This window comes from Halomonas sp. HG01, from assembly GCF_000968715.2.
Lineage (GTDB): Bacteria > Pseudomonadota > Gammaproteobacteria > Pseudomonadales > Halomonadaceae > Halomonas > Halomonas halophila.
In genome coordinates this window covers 1,439,770-1,456,083 of record NZ_CP022134.1, presented here as the reverse complement: position 1 = coordinate 1,456,083, position 16,314 = coordinate 1,439,770, and the positions used below count along the sequence as shown (strand labels likewise).

Genomic DNA, 16,314 nt, shown 5'->3' with positions numbered 1-16,314 from the left:
AAGGGCGCCTCATGTCAGTCGGAAAAGGGGTTGGATGACCACCGGCTCGCCGGGCTCGACCGCGGCGCGGGCCGCGTCGATCTCAATCAGGCAGTCGGCGGCCACCATGGAAGACAGGATACCGGAGCCCTGGGCACCGGTGGGCCGCACCCAGCGCCGCCCCTCGGCGTCGCTGCGGCAGGTGGCACGCAGGAAGTCGGTGCGACCGACGCGGCCTGTCAGCGCGACCTCGGCCAGGGCGGTTTCGCGCCGGGGGGCGAGATCGTGACGCCCCTGCAGCCGCTTCAGCAGCGGCGCCACGAACTGCAGGCAGGTGACCATCGCCGCCACCGGATTGCCGGGCAGCCCGATGAACGGCACCTCGCGCTCGCCGAGCGTGCCGCAGGCCAGCGGCCGGCCGGGGCGAAGGGCGATGCGCCAGAAGGCCAGCCGACCGACCGACTCCAGCGCCTGGCGCGTGTAGTCGGCCTGCCCTGCCGACACGCCGCCGCTGGTCAGCACCAGGTCGGCGTGGCGGGCGGCGCCGTCGAGGGACGCGACCAGGGCGTCGCGATCGTCGGCCAGGATGCCCAGGTCGATGACCTCGGCACCGTGTTCCGTCAGCAGGCCGGCCAGCGAGAAACGATTGGCATCATGGATGCCGGCCGCGGGCAGCGGCTCGCCCGGGGCGGTGACCTCGTCGCCGGTGGAGAAGATCGCCACCCGTGGCCGACGATGAACGGCCGCCTCGGCGAATCCCAGCGAGGCCAGCAGGCCCAGTTCGGCCGCCCCCAACCGGGTACCGGCGGCCAGCGCCCGCTGGCCGCGGGCGATATCCTCGCCGGCCTGGCGCACGTTCTGGCCCAGGCGAACGGTCTCGGGGCGCTCGACCTCGACGGCATCGCCGTACGCGTTCAGCTGTTCGCCCATGATCACGGTATCGGCGCCCGGCGGTAGCGGTGCCCCGGTGGTGATGGTCACGCATTCCCCGGGACCAAGCGGCGTCTCGCGCCGGCGCCCCGCCAGCACCTCGCCGACCCGATGCCAGCGCGACGTCCCCTCGCCGGATGTCCACGCCAGGGCGATACCGTCCATGGCGGCATTGGTGTTCTGGGGCACGTCGATGGGAGAGTCCAGCGCGACGGCCAGCACCCGGCCATGCAGGGCACCGAGGGACACCGATTCGGCGGGCAGCGGGCCGGACACCAGGCCCAGCAGGGCCTCTCGAGCCTCGTCCGGCGACAGGGTCCGTTCGTCGAGGTCGAAACAGGACAGCGTCATGATGCCGTGCCCTCGCCTCGCGGGCCACGCCGACCGGCCCAGCGCGTTGGCCAGTCGGCGACCCAGTCGGCAAGGCCGTCGAGATCGTTCAGGTCCAGCCGCTCGACGTCGTCGGGCAACTCAGGCGCCCCGTCGCTGGCCACCGCCACGATCCAGCCGTCCCCGGCCGCGCGCAACGGCTTGCCCACCGCCTCGCGGTAGAGCTCGAGCTTGGGCAACGGCCAGGCCTTGAAGCCTTCCACCAGCACCAGGTCCGGCCGCTGGGGGCGCACCATCTCGATCAGCTCGGCGAGATCGGCCTCTTCGCGATCGGGGGTCTCCATCATCAGCGCGACCCGGGCGCGGGACGCCACCAGGATGGGCTCGGCGCCGGCCTGGCGCAGGCGATGGCTGTCCTTGCCCGGCTGGTCCACGTCGAAGGCATGATGGGCGTGCTTGATCACCGCCACGCGCAGGCCGCGCTGGCGCAGCGCGGGCAGCAGTCGCTCCAGCAGGGTCGTCTTGCCGGTGCCGCTCCAGGCGGCGATGCCCAGCAGCGGCAGGTCGGCCTCCAGGGGTACGGCCCCGATGGGTATATCGCTCATGGGCGCGGCGTCTCCCTGCGGCGCCTTTCCATGCGCCGCTTGTCATCCAGGGTATTGAGGTTGGCGAAGGCGTCGGCACGGTCCGACAGGTCGACGGCGCACCAGGCATGGCGAGCGAACCAGCGCCCCACCTTGCGCTCGCCGACGGCGAGGGCCTCGCCCAGGTCGTCGACCAGGTCGCGTCGGATCAGCGCCACGACCGGATGCAGCCGCTCGCCGTCGTGGGCCACGGCGATATCGGCGTCGCCTCGGCCCGCGATGAGCCGCGCCACCAGATCGTCCGGCAGCGCCGGGCAATCGCAGGGCACCACCACCACCCAGTCGGTGGCAGCCGCCCGCAGCCCGCTGTAGAGGCCCATCAGCGGGCCCATGTATCCCGCCTCGACGTCGGCGACGACCCGATCGGCCCACCGGGCGTAGGCCTCGGGATGGCGGTTGGCGCTGATCAGGAGCTCCGCCACGCGCCCGACCAGCGGCGCGACGGCATGGGCGATCAGGGGGCGACCCGCGAAGGCCTCGAGGCCCTTATCGCATCCCCCCATGCGACGCCCCTGCCCGCCGGCCAGTACCAGGCCGGTGAGCGCATCACGATCGATCACGAACAGGCTCCGTCCAGACGTTCTGCATATCGCGTCATGATGCCTCAGCGTCGCGGCGGGTGCCATGACCATAGGGTCAACTTGCGTTCCGAAACCGACCCGTGGGGGAATGCCGACTTATCGCCGGCACGGGGAGAGGGTATCATTCGTCAATTATTTTCCACGCCCCAACCAGCAACAGGATCGCGGCCCGGCCGCGAAAGACCACGATGGATGAAGGCTTCAATGTCGGCGCAAGGCTGCGCCAGCTGCGCAAGGAGAAAGGGCTCTCCCAGCGCGAGCTCGCCAAGCGCGCCCAGGTGACCAACAGCAGCATCTCGCTGATCGAGCAGAACAGCGTCAGCCCTTCGGTGAGCTCGCTGAAGAAGATCCTCGATGCCCTGCCGGTGTCGATCAGCACCTTCTTCGCCGGCGAGGAGACCAGCCATCCCCGGCCCTTCTACAAGGCGTCGGAACTCACCGAGATCGGCGACGGCCAGCTGTCGTGGCGTCTGGTGGCCGCACGCCGCCCGGATCGACGCATGTCGGTGCTCCACGAACGCTATCCGCCCGGGGCCGACAGCGGCGAGGAAATGCTGGAACACGAAGGCGAGGAAGGCGGCGTGGTGATCTCTGGACGGATCGAGATCACCGTCAACGGCGAGGTGGAGGAGCTGTCGGCCGGGGATGGCTACTACTTCGATTCACGGCTGCCCCACCGCTTTCGCAACGTCGGCGACGAGGAATGCGTGATCGTCAGCGCCAATACCCCGCCGTCGTTCTCCGACGGCGGGGAAGAGCTGCATCACGGGTAAACGGTGAGGGGTACCGGCCCGGGGTCAGACCCTTAAGCGCCCTTAGGAACGGAGTTCCTAAGGGCGCTTAAGGGTCTGACCCCAAGTGGTGTGGCCAAGTGAAGTGACCAAGCGGATCTAGCGGAGGCTACTCTCCCGCCCGATACAGCCACTGGATGCTGGAGAAATCGAGCTGGCCGCTGCCCTGGGCGCTGTGCAGCGCGAACAGGTTGCGCGCCTGGGAGCCCATAGGCACGCTGGCCCGGGTCTTGAGCGCCAGCTCCCAGGCCAGCCCCAGGTCCTTGGCCATCAGGTCGGTCAGGAAGCCGCCCTGATAGTCGCGCGACGCCGCCGAGCCCTCCATCACCCCCGGCCAGGGGTTGTAGACGTTGAGCGCCCAGTTGCCGCCGCTGCTCTGCTTCATGATCTCGGACAGCACCGCCGGATCGAGCCCGTTCTTCACCCCCAGCGCCAGCGCCTCGGCGGTGCCGCTCATCAGGATGCCGAGCAGCATGTTGTTGCAGATCTTGGCGACCTGCCCCGCCCCGATGTCCCCGGCGTGGAAGATGTTCTTGCCCATGGCCTCGAGCACCGGCCGGGCCTTCTCGAAGCCCGCCTCAGAGCCACCGACGATGAAGGTCAGCGTCCCGGCCTTGGCCCCGCCGATACCGCCGGATACCGGCGCGTCCAGATAGCTCAGCCCGCGCTCGGCGGCCGCTGCGCCGACCCGGCACGTATCGTCCGGCGAGATGGTCGAGGCATCGATCACCAGCGGCTTGTGCGTCAGCGCATCGAGCAACCCGGGCGCCCCGTCGCGGCCCAGATAAAGGCCGAGCACGTGGGCGCCCGCCGGCAGCATGGAAATGACCACCTCGGCGTCGCGACAGGCCGCCTCGGCGCTGTTGGCGCGCCTGGCCCCCTGCCCCTCGAGGTCCGCCATGGCGGCCTCGACCAGGTCGAAGACGCAGACGTCGTGCCCCGCGCTCAGCAGGTTGGCGGCCATCGGCGACCCCATGTTGCCGAGTCCGATAAAGGCGATGTTCATGGCGTGGCTCCTTGTCTTGTTCTAATGGGATAAACCTGCACTGGGCGTCTCCAGACGCCATTAACCGATACGCTGACCCACCCCAAGATCTCTCAGCGGATGTGCTTCACTCGACCACGGCGAGGCCAGCATCGCCTGGAGGTCTGCCTCGGGCACGCTGGCCACGTCGGCATGGGACCAGCGGGGTGACTTGTCCTTGTCGACCAGCAGCGCGCGCACGCCCTCGGCCAGATCGCCGCGCTGGCAGCATTGCACCGAGAGCCCGAGCTCGTCGCGGAAAGCGTCGGCCAGCCCGGTATGGCGATGCCGCTCGAGCATCCGCCATACCAGGTGCGCGGTCAGCGGGCAGCCGGCAGCGAGGCGCTGACGATTGGCCGTGAGCCACGCATCGTCGCGGTCGTCGGCAAGAATGCGCGCCACGGCATCGGCGGCACTCGTCTCGCCGATCAGCGACTGCAGATGATCGCGCCGCGGCCAGACCTGCCCCTCCGGCGCCTGCTCGCGAGCCTCGAAGCGGTCGAGCACGCCTTCCACGGCCAACCGGCACGCCGCCGGGGAGTGATCGCCATGATCGGCCTCGGCCAGGGCAGCGAGCAGGTCATCGCGGCGCTCGCGGGGCACGAAGCGATCGGCCAGCCCCAGGTCCAGGGCATCGCGGGCGTTGAGCTGGGCGCCGGTCAGCCCCAGGTAGGCGCCGATGCCGGGCGGCATGCGATTGAGGAACCAGCTCGCGCCGATGTCCGGGTAGAGCCCGATGGTGATCTCGGGCATGGCGATCAGAGTGGTCTCGGTGACCACACGCTGGAAGCCGCCGGCCAGCAGCCCCAGGCCGCCGCCCATGACGATGCCGTCACCCCACACCAGCAGCGGCTTGGGATAGGTGTGGATGCGGTGATCCAGCCGGTACTCGGCGGTGAAGTAGCGCGTGGCGAAGGTCTCGTCACGGGCTTCGTCATCGGCCAGCGAGCGATACAGCGCCACCACGTCGCCGCCGGCACAGAAGGCCTTGCCGCCGGTGCCTTCCAGCCACACCGCCACCACCCGCTCATCCAGCGCCCAGGCCTCCAGCCTGTCTTCCAGCAGCCGGATCATCTCCAGCGACAGCGCATTCAGCGCCTTGGGCGCATTGAGGGTCGCCACGCCGATCCGGCCGCCGCCGCGCGTGGGGAGTTCGTCGAAGCTGACCACGGGGTCCGACATCACTGTCTCCTGATAGTCCGTGTGAGATAGTCCGTACAGGGGCGACAACTGTCAGCCGGTCGCTGCCATGGTGTCAGGTCACTGCAGGCCCTCGACGACGCCGTCGGCCAGCAACCGACGGGCGACGATCAGCCGCATGATCTCGTTGGTGCCCTCGAGGATCTGGTGCACGCGCGTGTCGCGTACCATCCGCTCGAGGGGATATTCGCGGATATAACCATAGCCACCGTGCAGCTGCAGGGCCTCGTTGCAGACGTTGAAGCCCATGTCGGTGGCGAAGCGCTTGGCCATGGCACAGTGGGCGGTGGCCTCCGGGTCGCCCTGGTCGAGCCGCCAGGCGGCGTGACGCACCATCAGCCGCGCCGCGGTGAGCTCGCTGGCCATGTCGGCCAGCTTGAACTGCAGCGCCTGGAAACTCGCCAGCTCGCGCCCGAACTGCTTGCGCTCGCCCAGGTAGTCCCGCGACAGCGTGAGCGCCTGCTGGGCCGCGCCCAGCGAGCAGCTGGCGATATTGAGCCGGCCGCCATCGAGCCCCTTCATGGCGAAGCGAAAGCCTTCGCCCTCCTCGCCCAGCCGGTTGCCCACCGGCACGCGCACGCCGTCGAAGCTGATCAGGCAGGTGGGCTGGCTCTTCCAGCCCATCTTGTCTTCCTTCTTGCCGACCTCGATGCCGGCGGCATCGGCCGGCACCAGGATCGCCGAGATGCCGCCGGCGCCGCTGTCCGGCTCGCCGGTGCGCGCCATCACTACCAGCACCTGGGTGGCACCGGCGCCGGAGATGAACATCTTCGAGCCACTGATGACATAGTCATCGCCATCGCGCACCGCCCGGGTGGTGAGGCTGGCAGCGTCCGAGCCGGCGCCCGGCTCGGTGAGGCAGTAGGAGCCCAGGGCCTCACCCGCTATCATGGCCGGCAGATAGCGCTCGCGCAGGGCATCGCTGCCCCAGCTGGCGACCATCCAGGTCACCATGTTGTGAATGGTGAGATAGGCGGTGGTGGCGATGCAGCCCTGGGCGAGGCGCTCGAAGATCAGCGAGGCATCGAGTCGCGACAGTCCAAGCCCGCCGTGTTCCTCCGGCGTGTAGAGGCCGAGGAAGCCGGCCTCGCCGGCCCGACGAATGACGTCGACGGGAAAATGGCTGCGGGCATCCCAGTCGGCGGCATGGTCGGCCAGCTCGGCCCGGGCGAAGTCGGCGGCCGCATCGGCCAGCGCTCGCTGGTCTTCGGTCAGCGCAAAATCCATGGTGACACCTCCGTCGAGAGAATCGGGAACGGCCGAATGCCGGGCCGGCGATGCGCACCCGCGGGTCCTTCCCTGCGGCTATCGCCAACCTAGCAACTGCTTGGGTTATCCCATATCCCGCCATGGTCTAACAAGCACTTTACGTTAACGTAAACCTCGTCTAGGGTTTCTCGGACGAGGTGGGAAACCGCCGGTGGACCACCCGGCTACAGGAACGATCGACATGACGCGAACGCCCTCCCAGGCACAGGACAGCGAGAACGACGCCCTGCCCCGGCAGCAGCGCACCTACACCATCGGCGAGCTGGCCCAGATCTTCGAGGTCACGCCCCGCACCATTCGCTTCTACGAGCAGGAGGGGCTGCTGGCCCCCACCCGCCAGGGGCAGAAGCGCATCTACCGCGAGAAGGATCGCGTGCGCCTCAAGCTGACCCTGCGCGGCAAGCGGCTGGGCTTCTCGCTGGCCGAGATCCGCGAGGTGGTGATGATGTACGACGCCATGCCGGACGGCAACGCGCGCCAGCTCCGGCGGCTGCTGGAGCTGCTGGCGGAGAAGCGGGCCAACCTGGAGCGCCAGCTCGAGGATATCCGCCTGATGCGTCTGGAGATCGACGACGTGGATCAGCGGGCGCGAGAGGTGCTGCGCCAGCTGGAGGACACCCCGTAACCGGAGCGACCAGTGCGGCAGGGTTTCCCGAGACAACACAGCCATGTCCCGAGATAACACAACAATGAGAGCCACCATGCCACGCCAGACCCGACACGCCAGCTATCTGAGCGGCATCAGCGACACGCCCCTCAAGGGCCAGACCATCGGCGACTGCTTCGACGACACGGTCGCCCGCTTTCCCGACCGGGACGCCCTGATCAGCCGCCACCAGGGCCTGCGCTATCGCTGGCGGGAGCTTCAGGCCGACGTCGACCGCGCGGCCCGCGCCCTGATGGCGCTGGGCGTGGCCAAGGGCGACCGGGTCGGCATCTGGTCGCCCAACTGCGCCGAGTGGGCCATCACCCAGTTCGCCACCGCCAAGATCGGCGCCATCCTGGTCAACATCAATCCCAGCTACCGCACCCACGAGCTGGAGTATGCACTGCGCCAGTCCGGCACCTCGACGCTGATCCTGCAGGGGCAGTTCAAGACCACCGACTACGTGGCGATGCTGGCCGAACTGGTGCCGGAGCTCGATGACGCCACCCCCGCCGACCTCAAGAGCGCCACCCTGCCCGAGCTCGAGCGGGTGATCTGCCTGGATGGCGCCCGGGCACGACTCGGCATGCACAGCTGGGAGACGATGCTCACGCACGCCGACCGGATCAGTGACGAGCAGCTGGCCGAGCGTCAGTCCGGGCTCGAGTTCGACGAGCCGATCAACATCCAGTACACCTCCGGCACCACCGGCGCCCCCAAGGGCGCCACCCTCTCCCACCACAACATCCTCAACAACGGCTTCTTCGTCGCCCGCACCCTCGACCTCACCGAGGCCGACCGCATGGTGATCCCGGTGCCGCTCTACCACTGCTTCGGCATGGTGATGGGCAATCTCGGCTGCATGACCCACGGCGCGGCGATGATCTATCCCGGTGACGGCTTCGATCCGCAGGCCACCCTGGCGGCGGTGGCCGAGGAGCGCGCCACCGCGCTCTACGGCGTGCCGACCATGTTCATCGCCGAGCTGGAGCATCCCGAATTCGAGCACTTCGATCTCTCCAGCCTGCGCACCGGCATCATGGCCGGCTCGATCTGCCCCATCGAGGTGATGCGCAAGGTGATCGAGCGCATGCACATGCAGGGCGTGACCATCTGCTACGGCATGACCGAGACCAGTCCGGTGAGCCTGCAGACCCGCACCGATGCACCGCTCCAGAAACGCGTGACCACCGTCGGCAGCATCCATCCGCATCTGGAGGTCAAGTTGGTCGATCCCGGCACCGGTGCCGCGGTCCCGCGCGGCGAGCCCGGCGAGCTGTGCACCCGGGGCTACAGCGTGATGCTCGGCTACTGGCACAACGAGGAGGCGACCGCCAAGGCCATCGACGCAGCCGGCTGGATGCACACCGGCGACCTGGCCACCATGGACGACGACGGCTATGTGGCCATCGTCGGGCGCATCAAGGACATGATCATCCGCGGCGGCGAGAATATCTATCCGCGCGAGATCGAGGACTTCCTCTACACCCACCCGGCGATCTCGGACGTCCAGGTGATCGGCGTACCGGACGATAAATACGGCGAAGAGGTCATGGCCTGGGTCAAGCTTGCCGACGACCAGCCCCTCGACGAAGACGGGCTCAAGACCTTCTGCCAGGGCAGGATCGCCCACTACAAGATCCCGCGCTACGTGAAGTTCGTCGACGAGTTTCCGATGACCGTCACCGGCAAGATCCAGAAGTTCAAGATGCGCGAGGAGGCGACGCACGAGCTGGGGCTGGCATGATCATCGAACGACGCCGGGGGATTGCCACACTGGGCGACTTCCGGCTTCAATGACCTGTAACACCTCAGACAACACTTCGGCCATCACTTCAGGGGAACGCCGCACGGTGCCGCCCGCCCCTGTTTCGCGCTATCACTCATCGGGAGAACGACCATGACACCCCGCCTGTCGCACGTCATGCTGACCGCCGGTCTCGCCCTGGGGGCCACCACCGTCCACGCGGCACTGCCGGACACCGCCATCCTCTACAAGAATCCCCAGTGCGGCTGCTGCGACGGCTATGCGCGCCATCTGGAGCGCCTGGGGATCGACGTGACCGTGGTCGATGACCAGCCCCTCGGCGAGATCAAGCAGGACGCCGGCGTCCCTTACGGCCAGGGCTCCTGCCACACCGTCGAGATGGGCGACTACGTGATCGAAGGCCACGTGCCGATGGCCGCCGTGGAGGCGCTGTTCGAGCAGCGGCCCGACACCGACGGCATCGGCCTGGCCGGCATGCCGAGTGGCACCCCGGGCATGCCGGGACCGCAGAACGCCCCCTACGAGGTCTATCAGTTCCGCGACCAGCAGGCCTCGCCGTTCATGACGCTGTAACGGCTATCCTCAAGGCCGAAAAAACCCCGCGAGCCTCGGGCTCGCGGGGTTTTCATTGGCGACCGTCGCACGACGGCGGCGATCACATGCCCTTGGGCGCGAAGATCCCCGGCGCGTTGCGCCAGTAGCCCTTGTAGTCCATGCCGAAGCCGAACACGTAGCGATCCTCGACCTCGAGGCTGCAGTAGTCGGCCTTGAGATCCGGCATCGCCTTGCGATCGTGACGCTTGTCGACCAGCACCGCGGTGGAGATGCTGGCGGCACCGGCCTCACGGCAGTAGTCGAGGATGGCGGCGAGCGTGGAGCCCTCATCGAGGATGTCATCGACGATCACCACGTGGCGGCCGGCCATGGGCACTTCCGGCGAGACGCGCCAGAACAGCTCGCCACCGCGGGTGCCGCCGCGATAGCGCGTGGCGTGCAGGTAATCGACCTCGAGCGGGAAACCGAGGCGGGTCAGCAGGTGCCCGGTGGTGATCAGGCCGCCGTTCATCACGCAGTAGAAGACCGGCAGCTTGTCGCCGAGATCGCTGGCGATCTCGTCGGCCATGCGATCCAGGGCACGCTCGACCTCCTCCTGGCTGATCAGGCAATCGGCAGAATCCATGACCTCACGCATGTCCGCCAGGGACGGAAGGGCATTGGCATCGAGTTTGGGCATCGGAAGCTCGTCGTATGTCGAAATTCAGGGAACCGTCAGTCGGCGGCCATGGCCTCGAGGTGCGCATGCACCCGACGCCAGCGGGACAGCGCGCCGAGCGCGTCGAGATCGGGCCGGGCCCGGCCGTAGCGCAGCTTGGCGGCGCGTTTGGTGGTGCGTCCCTCGCAGGCCTCGACCACCTCGAGGGCGGCGGCGCGATCGTTGCACACCAGCAGCATGTCGCAGCCGGCCTCCAGGGCCTGGCGGGCGCGTTCGGCGGGCGCCCCGGCGCTGGTCGCACCGGCCATGCTCAGGTCATCGGAGAAGATCGTGCCCTTGAAGCCCAGCGACTCGCGCAGCATCCCGAGCCAGGCCGGCGAGAAACCCGCGGGCCGATGATCGAAGGCCGAGTACACCACGTGAGCGGGCATCACGCCTCCCAGACGTGCCGACAGCCCAGCGAAGGGCACCAGATCGCGCTCGCGCAGCGCCTCGAAGGACCGCTCGTCCACCGGCAACTCGTGGTGGGAGTCCGCAACCACACCGCCATGGCCGGGAAAATGCTTGCCCACCGCGGCCATGCCGGCTTCGTGCAGGCCTTCGACGAAGGCGCCGGCCAGGCGCGTCACGACCTCAGGATCGGCGCCGAAGCTGCGGTCGCCGATCACCGTGGACTGGCCATCGTCGACGTCGAGCACCGGGGCGAAACTGAGATCCAGCCCGCAGGCCGCCATCTCCATGCCAAGCAGCCAGCCGGCATCCTGGCACAGGCGCCGCGCGACCTCGGGGGCCGCCTTGTGCTCGCGACCCAGCCGCCCCATAGCCGGCAACCGGGTCACGCCCTCGCGCAGGCGCTGCACCCGCCCGCCTTCCTGGTCGATGGCCAGCAGCAGTTCAGGGCGCACCTGGCGGATCGAGCGGCACAGCTCACGTACCTGGGCGGCGTCTTCGACGTTGCGGCCGAAGAGGATCACGCCACCGACCGCCGGTCGCGCCAGCAGCGCTCGCTCCTCATCGCGCAGCTGCGTCCCTTCCAGGTCCAGCATCACCGGTCCGAGCGTCTGGGTCATGTTCGCCTTCCTGACGGATGAAGGGAGGCGATTCTAGACCAAAGCCGGCGCCGACGACAGTCCGCCCCGATATCGCCTCGCATGTGAAGATAGAAGACCCCGGACAAGCCGTCGCCACCTCCGTAGAATATGCGCATCACCCTTTACCACCCTCTCCTCGCGGATAAGGAGCATCCCTTGCCTGTCGATCTTCCCCCTAGCCTGCTGTGGCCGCTGGCCGCGATCGTCGGCCTGTGCCTCGGCAGTTTCCTCAACGTGGTGATCACTCGCCTGCCGGTGATGCTGATGCGGGAGTGGCGGGCCGAGGCCCGCGAGGCGCTGGAGCTCGAGGCGGAAGACACCACGACCTTCAACCTGGCCACGCCGCGCTCGATGTGCCCACGTTGCGAGGCCCCCATCGCCTGGCACGACAACCTGCCGCTGATCGGGTGGCTGAAACGCCGCGGGCGCTGCGCTCGCTGCGGCACCCGCATCAGCCCCCAGTATCCACTGGTGGAGCTGGCCGGCGCCCTGCTGACGCTCGCGGTGACGGCACTGTTCGGCCCCACCCTCGAGGGGCTGTTCGTCCTCGGCGCCTGCCTGAGCCTGCTGGCGATGGCGGCCATCGACCTGCGCACCCAGCTGCTGCCGGACGCCCTGACCCTGCCGCTGCTGTGGGCCGGCCTGCTGTACCAGCTGCTGTTCCAGCCGCTGCAGCTGCCGAGCGCGGTGATCGGCGCCATGGCCGGCTATCTCTCGCTGTGGGGCTTCTACTGGCTGTTCAAGCTGGTGACCGGCAAGGAAGGCATGGGCTACGGCGACTTCAAGCTGTTCGCCGCGCTGGGCGCCTGGCTGGGCTGGGTCTACCTGCCGCTGGTGCTGATCCTGGCCGCCGGGGCTGGCGCCATCGTCGGCGTGATCGTCCAGTTGGCCGTGCCGCGACTGCGCGGCGCCCCCCTGCCCTTCGGCCCCTGGCTCGCCGCGGCCGGCTGGATCGCGCTGCTGGTCGGTGAGCCGCTGATGGCCCACTACCTGACCCTGATGATGTGATGGGAGATGACAGAGAGATGAGCGACACGACCCTGATCATCGGCGTGACCGGCGGCATCGCGTCCGGCAAGTCCACCGTGGCCCGCGCCTTCGCCGCGCACGACATTCCCTGGGTGGACGCCGACGACGTCGCCCGCGAGGTGGTCGAGCCCGGCGAGCCTGCCCTCGCCGCCATCGCCGAGCGCTTCGGCACGAAAGTGCTGCAGGCGGACGGCCGCCTGGATCGCCGAGCCCTGCGCGAGATCGTGTTCGCCGACGAGGCCGAGCGGCGCTGGCTGGAATCCGTGACGCATCCGCGCATCCGCGAACGCCTGCTCGAACGCCTCGCCGAGTTCCGCGAAAGCCCGGCCCCCTACGCGCTGCTGGTCTCGCCGCTGCTGTTCGAGTCGGGCCAGCACACACTGGTCGACCGGGTGCTGGTCGTCGATGTGCCGGAGACGCTGCAGATCGAACGCACCGCCGCCCGCGATGGCGTCGACGACGCCCAGGCCCGCGCCATCGTGGCCGCCCAGATGCCCCGCAACACGCGCCTGGCCCGCGCCGACGACGTGCTGGACAACGCCACCGACGAGGCCGGCCTGGCCGCCCGGGTGGCCGAGCTGGACCGGCACTATCGAACGCTTTCCGGTTTGCCCCCGGCGCGCTGATTCGTCATCCTTTCCTCGATTGACTGACGCCGAGAGAATCCCTATGAGCCAAGCCGAGTCCGAGCGCCCCCTCGAGGTCGCCTGCCCCCAGTGCCGCACCAAGGTAGCCTGGAGCGAGGACAATCCCTACCGCCCCTTCTGCAGCAAGCGCTGCCGCCTGCTCGACCTGGGCGCCTGGGCCGACGAATCGCATCGCATCGCCGGCGAGCCCGCCATGGACGAGACCGACATCGACGCCCTGCTGGCCCGCGCCGACCGCGACGGCGGCGTCTGAGCCGATGACCACCCCCGCGCCCGAATACCAGCTGCTGGCCCGACTGGAGGCCGCCTTCGATGGCCTGGTCGAGGCCAGCGAGACACTGGTCAACACCTGGCGTCACGAGGGTGGCCAGGCCTGGGCCTTCGGGCGTGAAGAGGCCGATGCCGCCTGGCTGCACGAGGCGCTGCTGGACGTCTGGTATCAGGATGGGCAGGACGGACGCAGCACGCGCAGTCATGTCGGCCTGGTGGCCGCCACGCCGGCGGTCATGGAGGCCGCCCGGCGGGTTAACGACACCAAGCAGGCGTTCGCCGACCTGCTGGCCAGGATCCGGGAGGAGGAGCCCTCACTGCTGCCCGAGATCAAGGCGGTGCTGCCCTTTCGCCATCCCGAGCTGCATACCCATCTACGTGGCAGCGGCCTGGCGAGGCTGCATCTCAAGCAGTGCTGGCGAGCCATTCCGCTGGCCCCGGCGCCGGTGGCCAGGGTGCGCTTCGCCTGGTACTCGAGCGGGCGCTCCATCAAGCGACTGAGCGTGCGCGAGGCCGAACAGAAGCTGCTGGCCCTGGATACCGACGCCCCGCACGTGCGCATCCAGCTGCGTCAGCTGGCCGGCATTCCGGACGGCGAGCCCCTGGCTCAGGTGCAGACCCAGGCGCCACTGATGCGGGCCAACCTGTTCTTTCGCGAGCCCCTGGAAGACGGCCATCGGCGACGCGCCATGAACGTGGCACTGCCGCTGTTCGTCCCGGCCGACGACGGGCGTCTGCCGGATCACAACCAGCCCCCCGACCACCCGCCCCAGACGCGCACGCGTGCGCGTCGCCGCGACGAGCGACTGGAACAGGAGCCGCTGCTCCCGAGCCTCAGGGTCTATCGCTACCGCCGCTGACGGCCGCACCGGGTCTCAGGTGAGGCGCCTCAGGCAATACGCCCGAGTGACTGAAGCGTCTGCAGCAGATCGCTGACGCTGTCTTCCTGCTGGGAATAATCCTGCATCAGCTCACGGAGACGGCGCTCGAAGAGCTGCTGGCGGCTCTCCGACGATTCCACCTGCCGTGCATGCGGTGCATCCGTAGAGGAAGGCTCGGCGGGAATATCCAGGGCCGCGCCGGGGGTCTCGAGTTCGCGCAATGCCTCGGCGAAGGCATCATCGAGTTCACGGAACTTGCGTAACTTCTCACGCTCATCCATGGGCTTTTGAAATTTGTGCTGTTTCATTCGCAACCAGTCGGTTCAAGGCCTGGCCAGAGAAGGACGACAACGAGGGCCATGGCCAGGCGAGATACCCAGAGATTATACCCCTCGGCTCTGCGACAAGCACCTGCCTGACGGTTCTCGCCCGCATTATGTGCAGAAACGCTCAATACCCGGAGGCAAACTTGCCTTCGCCCCCCGTTAGGCGGCATAAAACAGTGACTGTGGCCCTACAACGATATCAACTGCCACCGCAGGCAACATTCCGGCACAAGATCTGCTAGCCAAGAATTACTAGCGGCGCACGGGGAACAACGCAGTACGAGGGGAAGGCCATGTGCCAGGACATGATGCGCGCGGAAATATGGCTGCAAGACACGATGGGCAGCCAGAAGGGAATCGAAGAGCTGGCCAGCAAGATGGGCTATTCCTCATCACAGGTCAGGCGCCGGTTCCGACATTATTTCGGACTATCGCCGGGCGCCTATCGCGACCGGTTACGGCTCGAGAAGGCGGCACGCCTGCTGATTCACACTTCCAGCAACATCAATCAGATTGCCGGCGTCTGCGGCTACCGGAATCACTCCGCATTCTCACGCGCCTTTCAGCGCCATTACGAACAGTCTCCGCGTCGGTTTCGCCAGGCGGTGCGCGTCTCGCTCAAGCGCCGGCTGAACGCGACGGAAGACTTTCACTATGACATTCGGGAACAGCCCTCGCACAAGGCCGTGCTGACACGCCTCTACCGCCCGGACAGGCTTCGCGACGACCTGCGCGACTGGCTGCGTCACACCCCGGGCGCCGAAGCGCTGCCGGCTCGGCTCGACAAGGCTCACCCCGTGGCCATCTTTCACGACCGACCGCTGGAAGGCGCCCTGCCCCGACTCGACCTGGGCGTGCAGCTGAGCGGCGGAGACGCCAACCTGGCACTACCGCCGGCCTTCCGCACGCTTCATCTGCCGGCTCAGCGCCACGCCTGCGTGCCACTGCAGGACATCGGCCAACTGGACGCCGCCGTGCTCTACATGGCCTGTCGCGGAGTTTCCGGAGAGGGAGAGCCCATCAGTGGCGACGCGCCGCTGCTGCTGCAGGCCGGCCACGGTCTGGAACTTCGCATCCCACTGCTGTGATGCACGCAAAGACGCCGCCCCTTCGGGCGGCGTCTTTACTGAATGCTCTTGCCGTCTGCCGATGTCGCTCGGCCGGCGATCGTGCTCAATCTTCGGTGCGCACCAGCCAGGACTCGACGGTCTCGGCACCGAACTCGTCCTTCCAGGCTTTCAGGGTCTTCTGATTGCCACCGCGCGTCTCGACGACTTCACCGGTCTGCGGATGCTTGTAGATCTTCAGCTTGCGCTTGCGACGGGTGCCGGCGCTGGGGGCTGCGGCCTTCGGCGCGGCGCCAGGCTTCGGATTCAGCAGTTCGATGACGTCATTGGCGCTCTTGTCGAATTCCTTCATCAGGGCTTCGAGCTTGGTCTTGAATTCCAGCTCGGCCTTGAGGCGCTCGTCATTCTCCAGTCGATCGAGTTCGTCCTGAAGTTGCTTGAGCTGCTGTTCTTTCTGCATGTAGTTGCTGAGCAGTGAGGACATGTAAAAGTTCCTTGTCTAGGGAGGAGTCTCGGGAATGCCTCGACATTATTGCGTCTATCGGCATATAACGCAACGTTTACACAATGCTTAACTCACGCACCGAGGCGTTTAAATATAAAGCGCCAACTCACTCATAAAATGCAT

At 67.8% G+C, this 16,314-nt stretch carries 19 protein-coding genes; 9 read left to right on the top strand and 10 right to left on the bottom strand.

All coding sequences use genetic code 11. The features are described 5' to 3' along the window. Positions 1–9 precede the first annotated feature (9 nt). Genes moeA through mobA form a run of 3 tightly spaced genes read right to left on the bottom strand, consistent with a single transcriptional unit; the run spans position 10 to position 2,443 of the window. Positions 10–1,260 (bottom strand): molybdopterin molybdotransferase MoeA, encoded by a 1,251-nt coding sequence (gene moeA / locus UN84_RS06910; protein ID WP_173834978.1) that lies wholly within the window; start codon positions 1,258–1,260, stop codon positions 10–12. Beyond that, the gene (gene mobB, locus UN84_RS06905) at positions 1,257–1,844 is read right to left on the bottom strand and encodes a molybdopterin-guanine dinucleotide biosynthesis protein B (protein ID WP_046078542.1); all 588 of its coding nucleotides are present in this window, start codon (positions 1,842–1,844) and stop codon (positions 1,257–1,259) included. The genes moeA and mobB overlap by 4 nt, the downstream gene beginning before the upstream one ends. Next, positions 1,841–2,443: a molybdenum cofactor guanylyltransferase MobA gene (gene mobA, locus UN84_RS06900; protein WP_272899150.1), complete on the bottom strand. Its 603-nt coding sequence runs from the start codon at positions 2,441–2,443 to the stop codon at positions 1,841–1,843. The genes mobB and mobA overlap by 4 nt, the downstream gene beginning before the upstream one ends. Positions 2,444–2,652: 209 nt before the next feature. Here mobA and UN84_RS06895 point away from each other — a divergent pair, with 209 nt between their 5' ends. After that, the gene (locus tag UN84_RS06895) at positions 2,653–3,237 is read left to right on the top strand and encodes a cupin domain-containing protein (RefSeq protein ID WP_035593518.1); all 585 of its coding nucleotides are present in this window, start codon (positions 2,653–2,655) and stop codon (positions 3,235–3,237) included. Between the two features lie 127 nt (positions 3,238–3,364). Here UN84_RS06895 and mmsB read toward each other — a convergent pair whose 3' ends face one another. The 3 genes from mmsB to UN84_RS06880 form a co-directional block, all read right to left on the bottom strand. Beyond that, the gene (gene mmsB / locus UN84_RS06890; protein ID WP_046078541.1) at positions 3,365–4,261 is read right to left on the bottom strand and encodes a 3-hydroxyisobutyrate dehydrogenase; all 897 of its coding nucleotides are present in this window, start codon (positions 4,259–4,261) and stop codon (positions 3,365–3,367) included. Between the two features lie 60 nt (positions 4,262–4,321). After that, positions 4,322–5,461, bottom strand: coding sequence for an enoyl-CoA hydratase/isomerase family protein (locus UN84_RS06885; RefSeq protein ID WP_046078540.1), 1,140 nt, complete (start codon positions 5,459–5,461; stop codon positions 4,322–4,324). A gap of 78 nt (positions 5,462–5,539) precedes the next feature. Continuing rightward, positions 5,540–6,706: an acyl-CoA dehydrogenase family protein gene (locus UN84_RS06880; RefSeq protein ID WP_046078539.1), complete on the bottom strand. Its 1,167-nt coding sequence runs from the start codon at positions 6,704–6,706 to the stop codon at positions 5,540–5,542. A 223-nt stretch (positions 6,707–6,929) separates the two neighbouring features. On the opposite strand from UN84_RS06880, the gene UN84_RS06875 reads away from it, so the two are divergent. The 3 genes from UN84_RS06875 to UN84_RS06865 all read left to right on the top strand — a co-directional run bounded on the left by UN84_RS06875 (position 6,930) and on the right by UN84_RS06865 (position 9,735). Further along, positions 6,930–7,373, top strand: a complete 444-nt coding sequence (locus UN84_RS06875) for a MerR family transcriptional regulator (protein WP_035593526.1) — start codon at positions 6,930–6,932, stop codon at positions 7,371–7,373. A gap of 76 nt (positions 7,374–7,449) precedes the next feature. After that, positions 7,450–9,141: an AMP-binding protein gene (locus tag UN84_RS06870; RefSeq protein WP_082090830.1), complete on the top strand. Its 1,692-nt coding sequence runs from the start codon at positions 7,450–7,452 to the stop codon at positions 9,139–9,141. A gap of 153 nt (positions 9,142–9,294) precedes the next feature. Next, positions 9,295–9,735, top strand: coding sequence for a DUF411 domain-containing protein (locus tag UN84_RS06865; protein WP_046078537.1), 441 nt, complete (start codon positions 9,295–9,297; stop codon positions 9,733–9,735). Between the two features lie 82 nt (positions 9,736–9,817). Here UN84_RS06865 and UN84_RS06860 read toward each other — a convergent pair whose 3' ends face one another. Together UN84_RS06860 and nagZ are read right to left on the bottom strand one after the other, a co-directional pair. After that, entirely contained in the window at positions 9,818–10,396 is a 579-nt protein-coding gene (locus tag UN84_RS06860; RefSeq protein ID WP_035593534.1) for a hypoxanthine-guanine phosphoribosyltransferase, read from the bottom strand. A gap of 35 nt (positions 10,397–10,431) precedes the next feature. After that, the gene (gene nagZ, locus UN84_RS06855) at positions 10,432–11,445 is read right to left on the bottom strand and encodes a beta-N-acetylhexosaminidase (protein ID WP_046078536.1); all 1,014 of its coding nucleotides are present in this window, start codon (positions 11,443–11,445) and stop codon (positions 10,432–10,434) included. 177 nt (positions 11,446–11,622) lie between these two features. Here nagZ and UN84_RS06850 point away from each other — a divergent pair, with 177 nt between their 5' ends. Genes UN84_RS06850 through UN84_RS06835 form a run of 4 tightly spaced genes read left to right on the top strand, consistent with a single transcriptional unit; the run spans position 11,623 to position 14,272 of the window. After that, positions 11,623–12,474 carry a prepilin peptidase gene (locus UN84_RS06850; protein WP_046078535.1) on the top strand — a complete coding sequence of 284 codons (852 nt, stop codon included), beginning with the start codon at positions 11,623–11,625 and terminating at the stop codon, positions 12,472–12,474. Between the two features lie 17 nt (positions 12,475–12,491). Then, positions 12,492–13,121: a dephospho-CoA kinase gene (coaE, locus tag UN84_RS06845; RefSeq protein ID WP_046078534.1), complete on the top strand. Its 630-nt coding sequence runs from the start codon at positions 12,492–12,494 to the stop codon at positions 13,119–13,121. A 43-nt stretch (positions 13,122–13,164) separates the two neighbouring features. Beyond that, a complete protein-coding gene (yacG, locus tag UN84_RS06840) occupies positions 13,165–13,395 on the top strand; it encodes a DNA gyrase inhibitor YacG (protein ID WP_035593542.1) in 231 nt (76 codons plus the stop codon). Positions 13,396–13,399: 4 nt separating this feature from the next. Beyond that, on the top strand, positions 13,400–14,272 hold the full coding sequence (locus UN84_RS06835; RefSeq protein WP_046078533.1) for a DNA replication terminus site-binding protein: 873 nt from the start codon (positions 13,400–13,402) through the stop codon (positions 14,270–14,272). Between the two features lie 29 nt (positions 14,273–14,301). Here UN84_RS06835 and UN84_RS06830 read toward each other — a convergent pair whose 3' ends face one another. Continuing rightward, the gene (locus tag UN84_RS06830; protein ID WP_046078532.1) at positions 14,302–14,601 is read right to left on the bottom strand and encodes a hypothetical protein; all 300 of its coding nucleotides are present in this window, start codon (positions 14,599–14,601) and stop codon (positions 14,302–14,304) included. Between the two features lie 311 nt (positions 14,602–14,912). Between UN84_RS06830 and UN84_RS06825 the strand changes: the two genes are divergently transcribed. Beyond that, positions 14,913–15,707 (top strand): helix-turn-helix transcriptional regulator, encoded by a 795-nt coding sequence (locus tag UN84_RS06825; protein ID WP_046078531.1) that lies wholly within the window; start codon positions 14,913–14,915, stop codon positions 15,705–15,707. 85 nt (positions 15,708–15,792) lie between these two features. Here the strand turns inward: UN84_RS06825 and UN84_RS06820 are convergent, their stop codons facing one another. Further along, positions 15,793–16,170 carry a histone-like nucleoid-structuring protein, MvaT/MvaU family gene (locus UN84_RS06820; protein WP_035593549.1) on the bottom strand — a complete coding sequence of 126 codons (378 nt, stop codon included), beginning with the start codon at positions 16,168–16,170 and terminating at the stop codon, positions 15,793–15,795. Positions 16,171–16,314 lie beyond the last annotated feature (144 nt).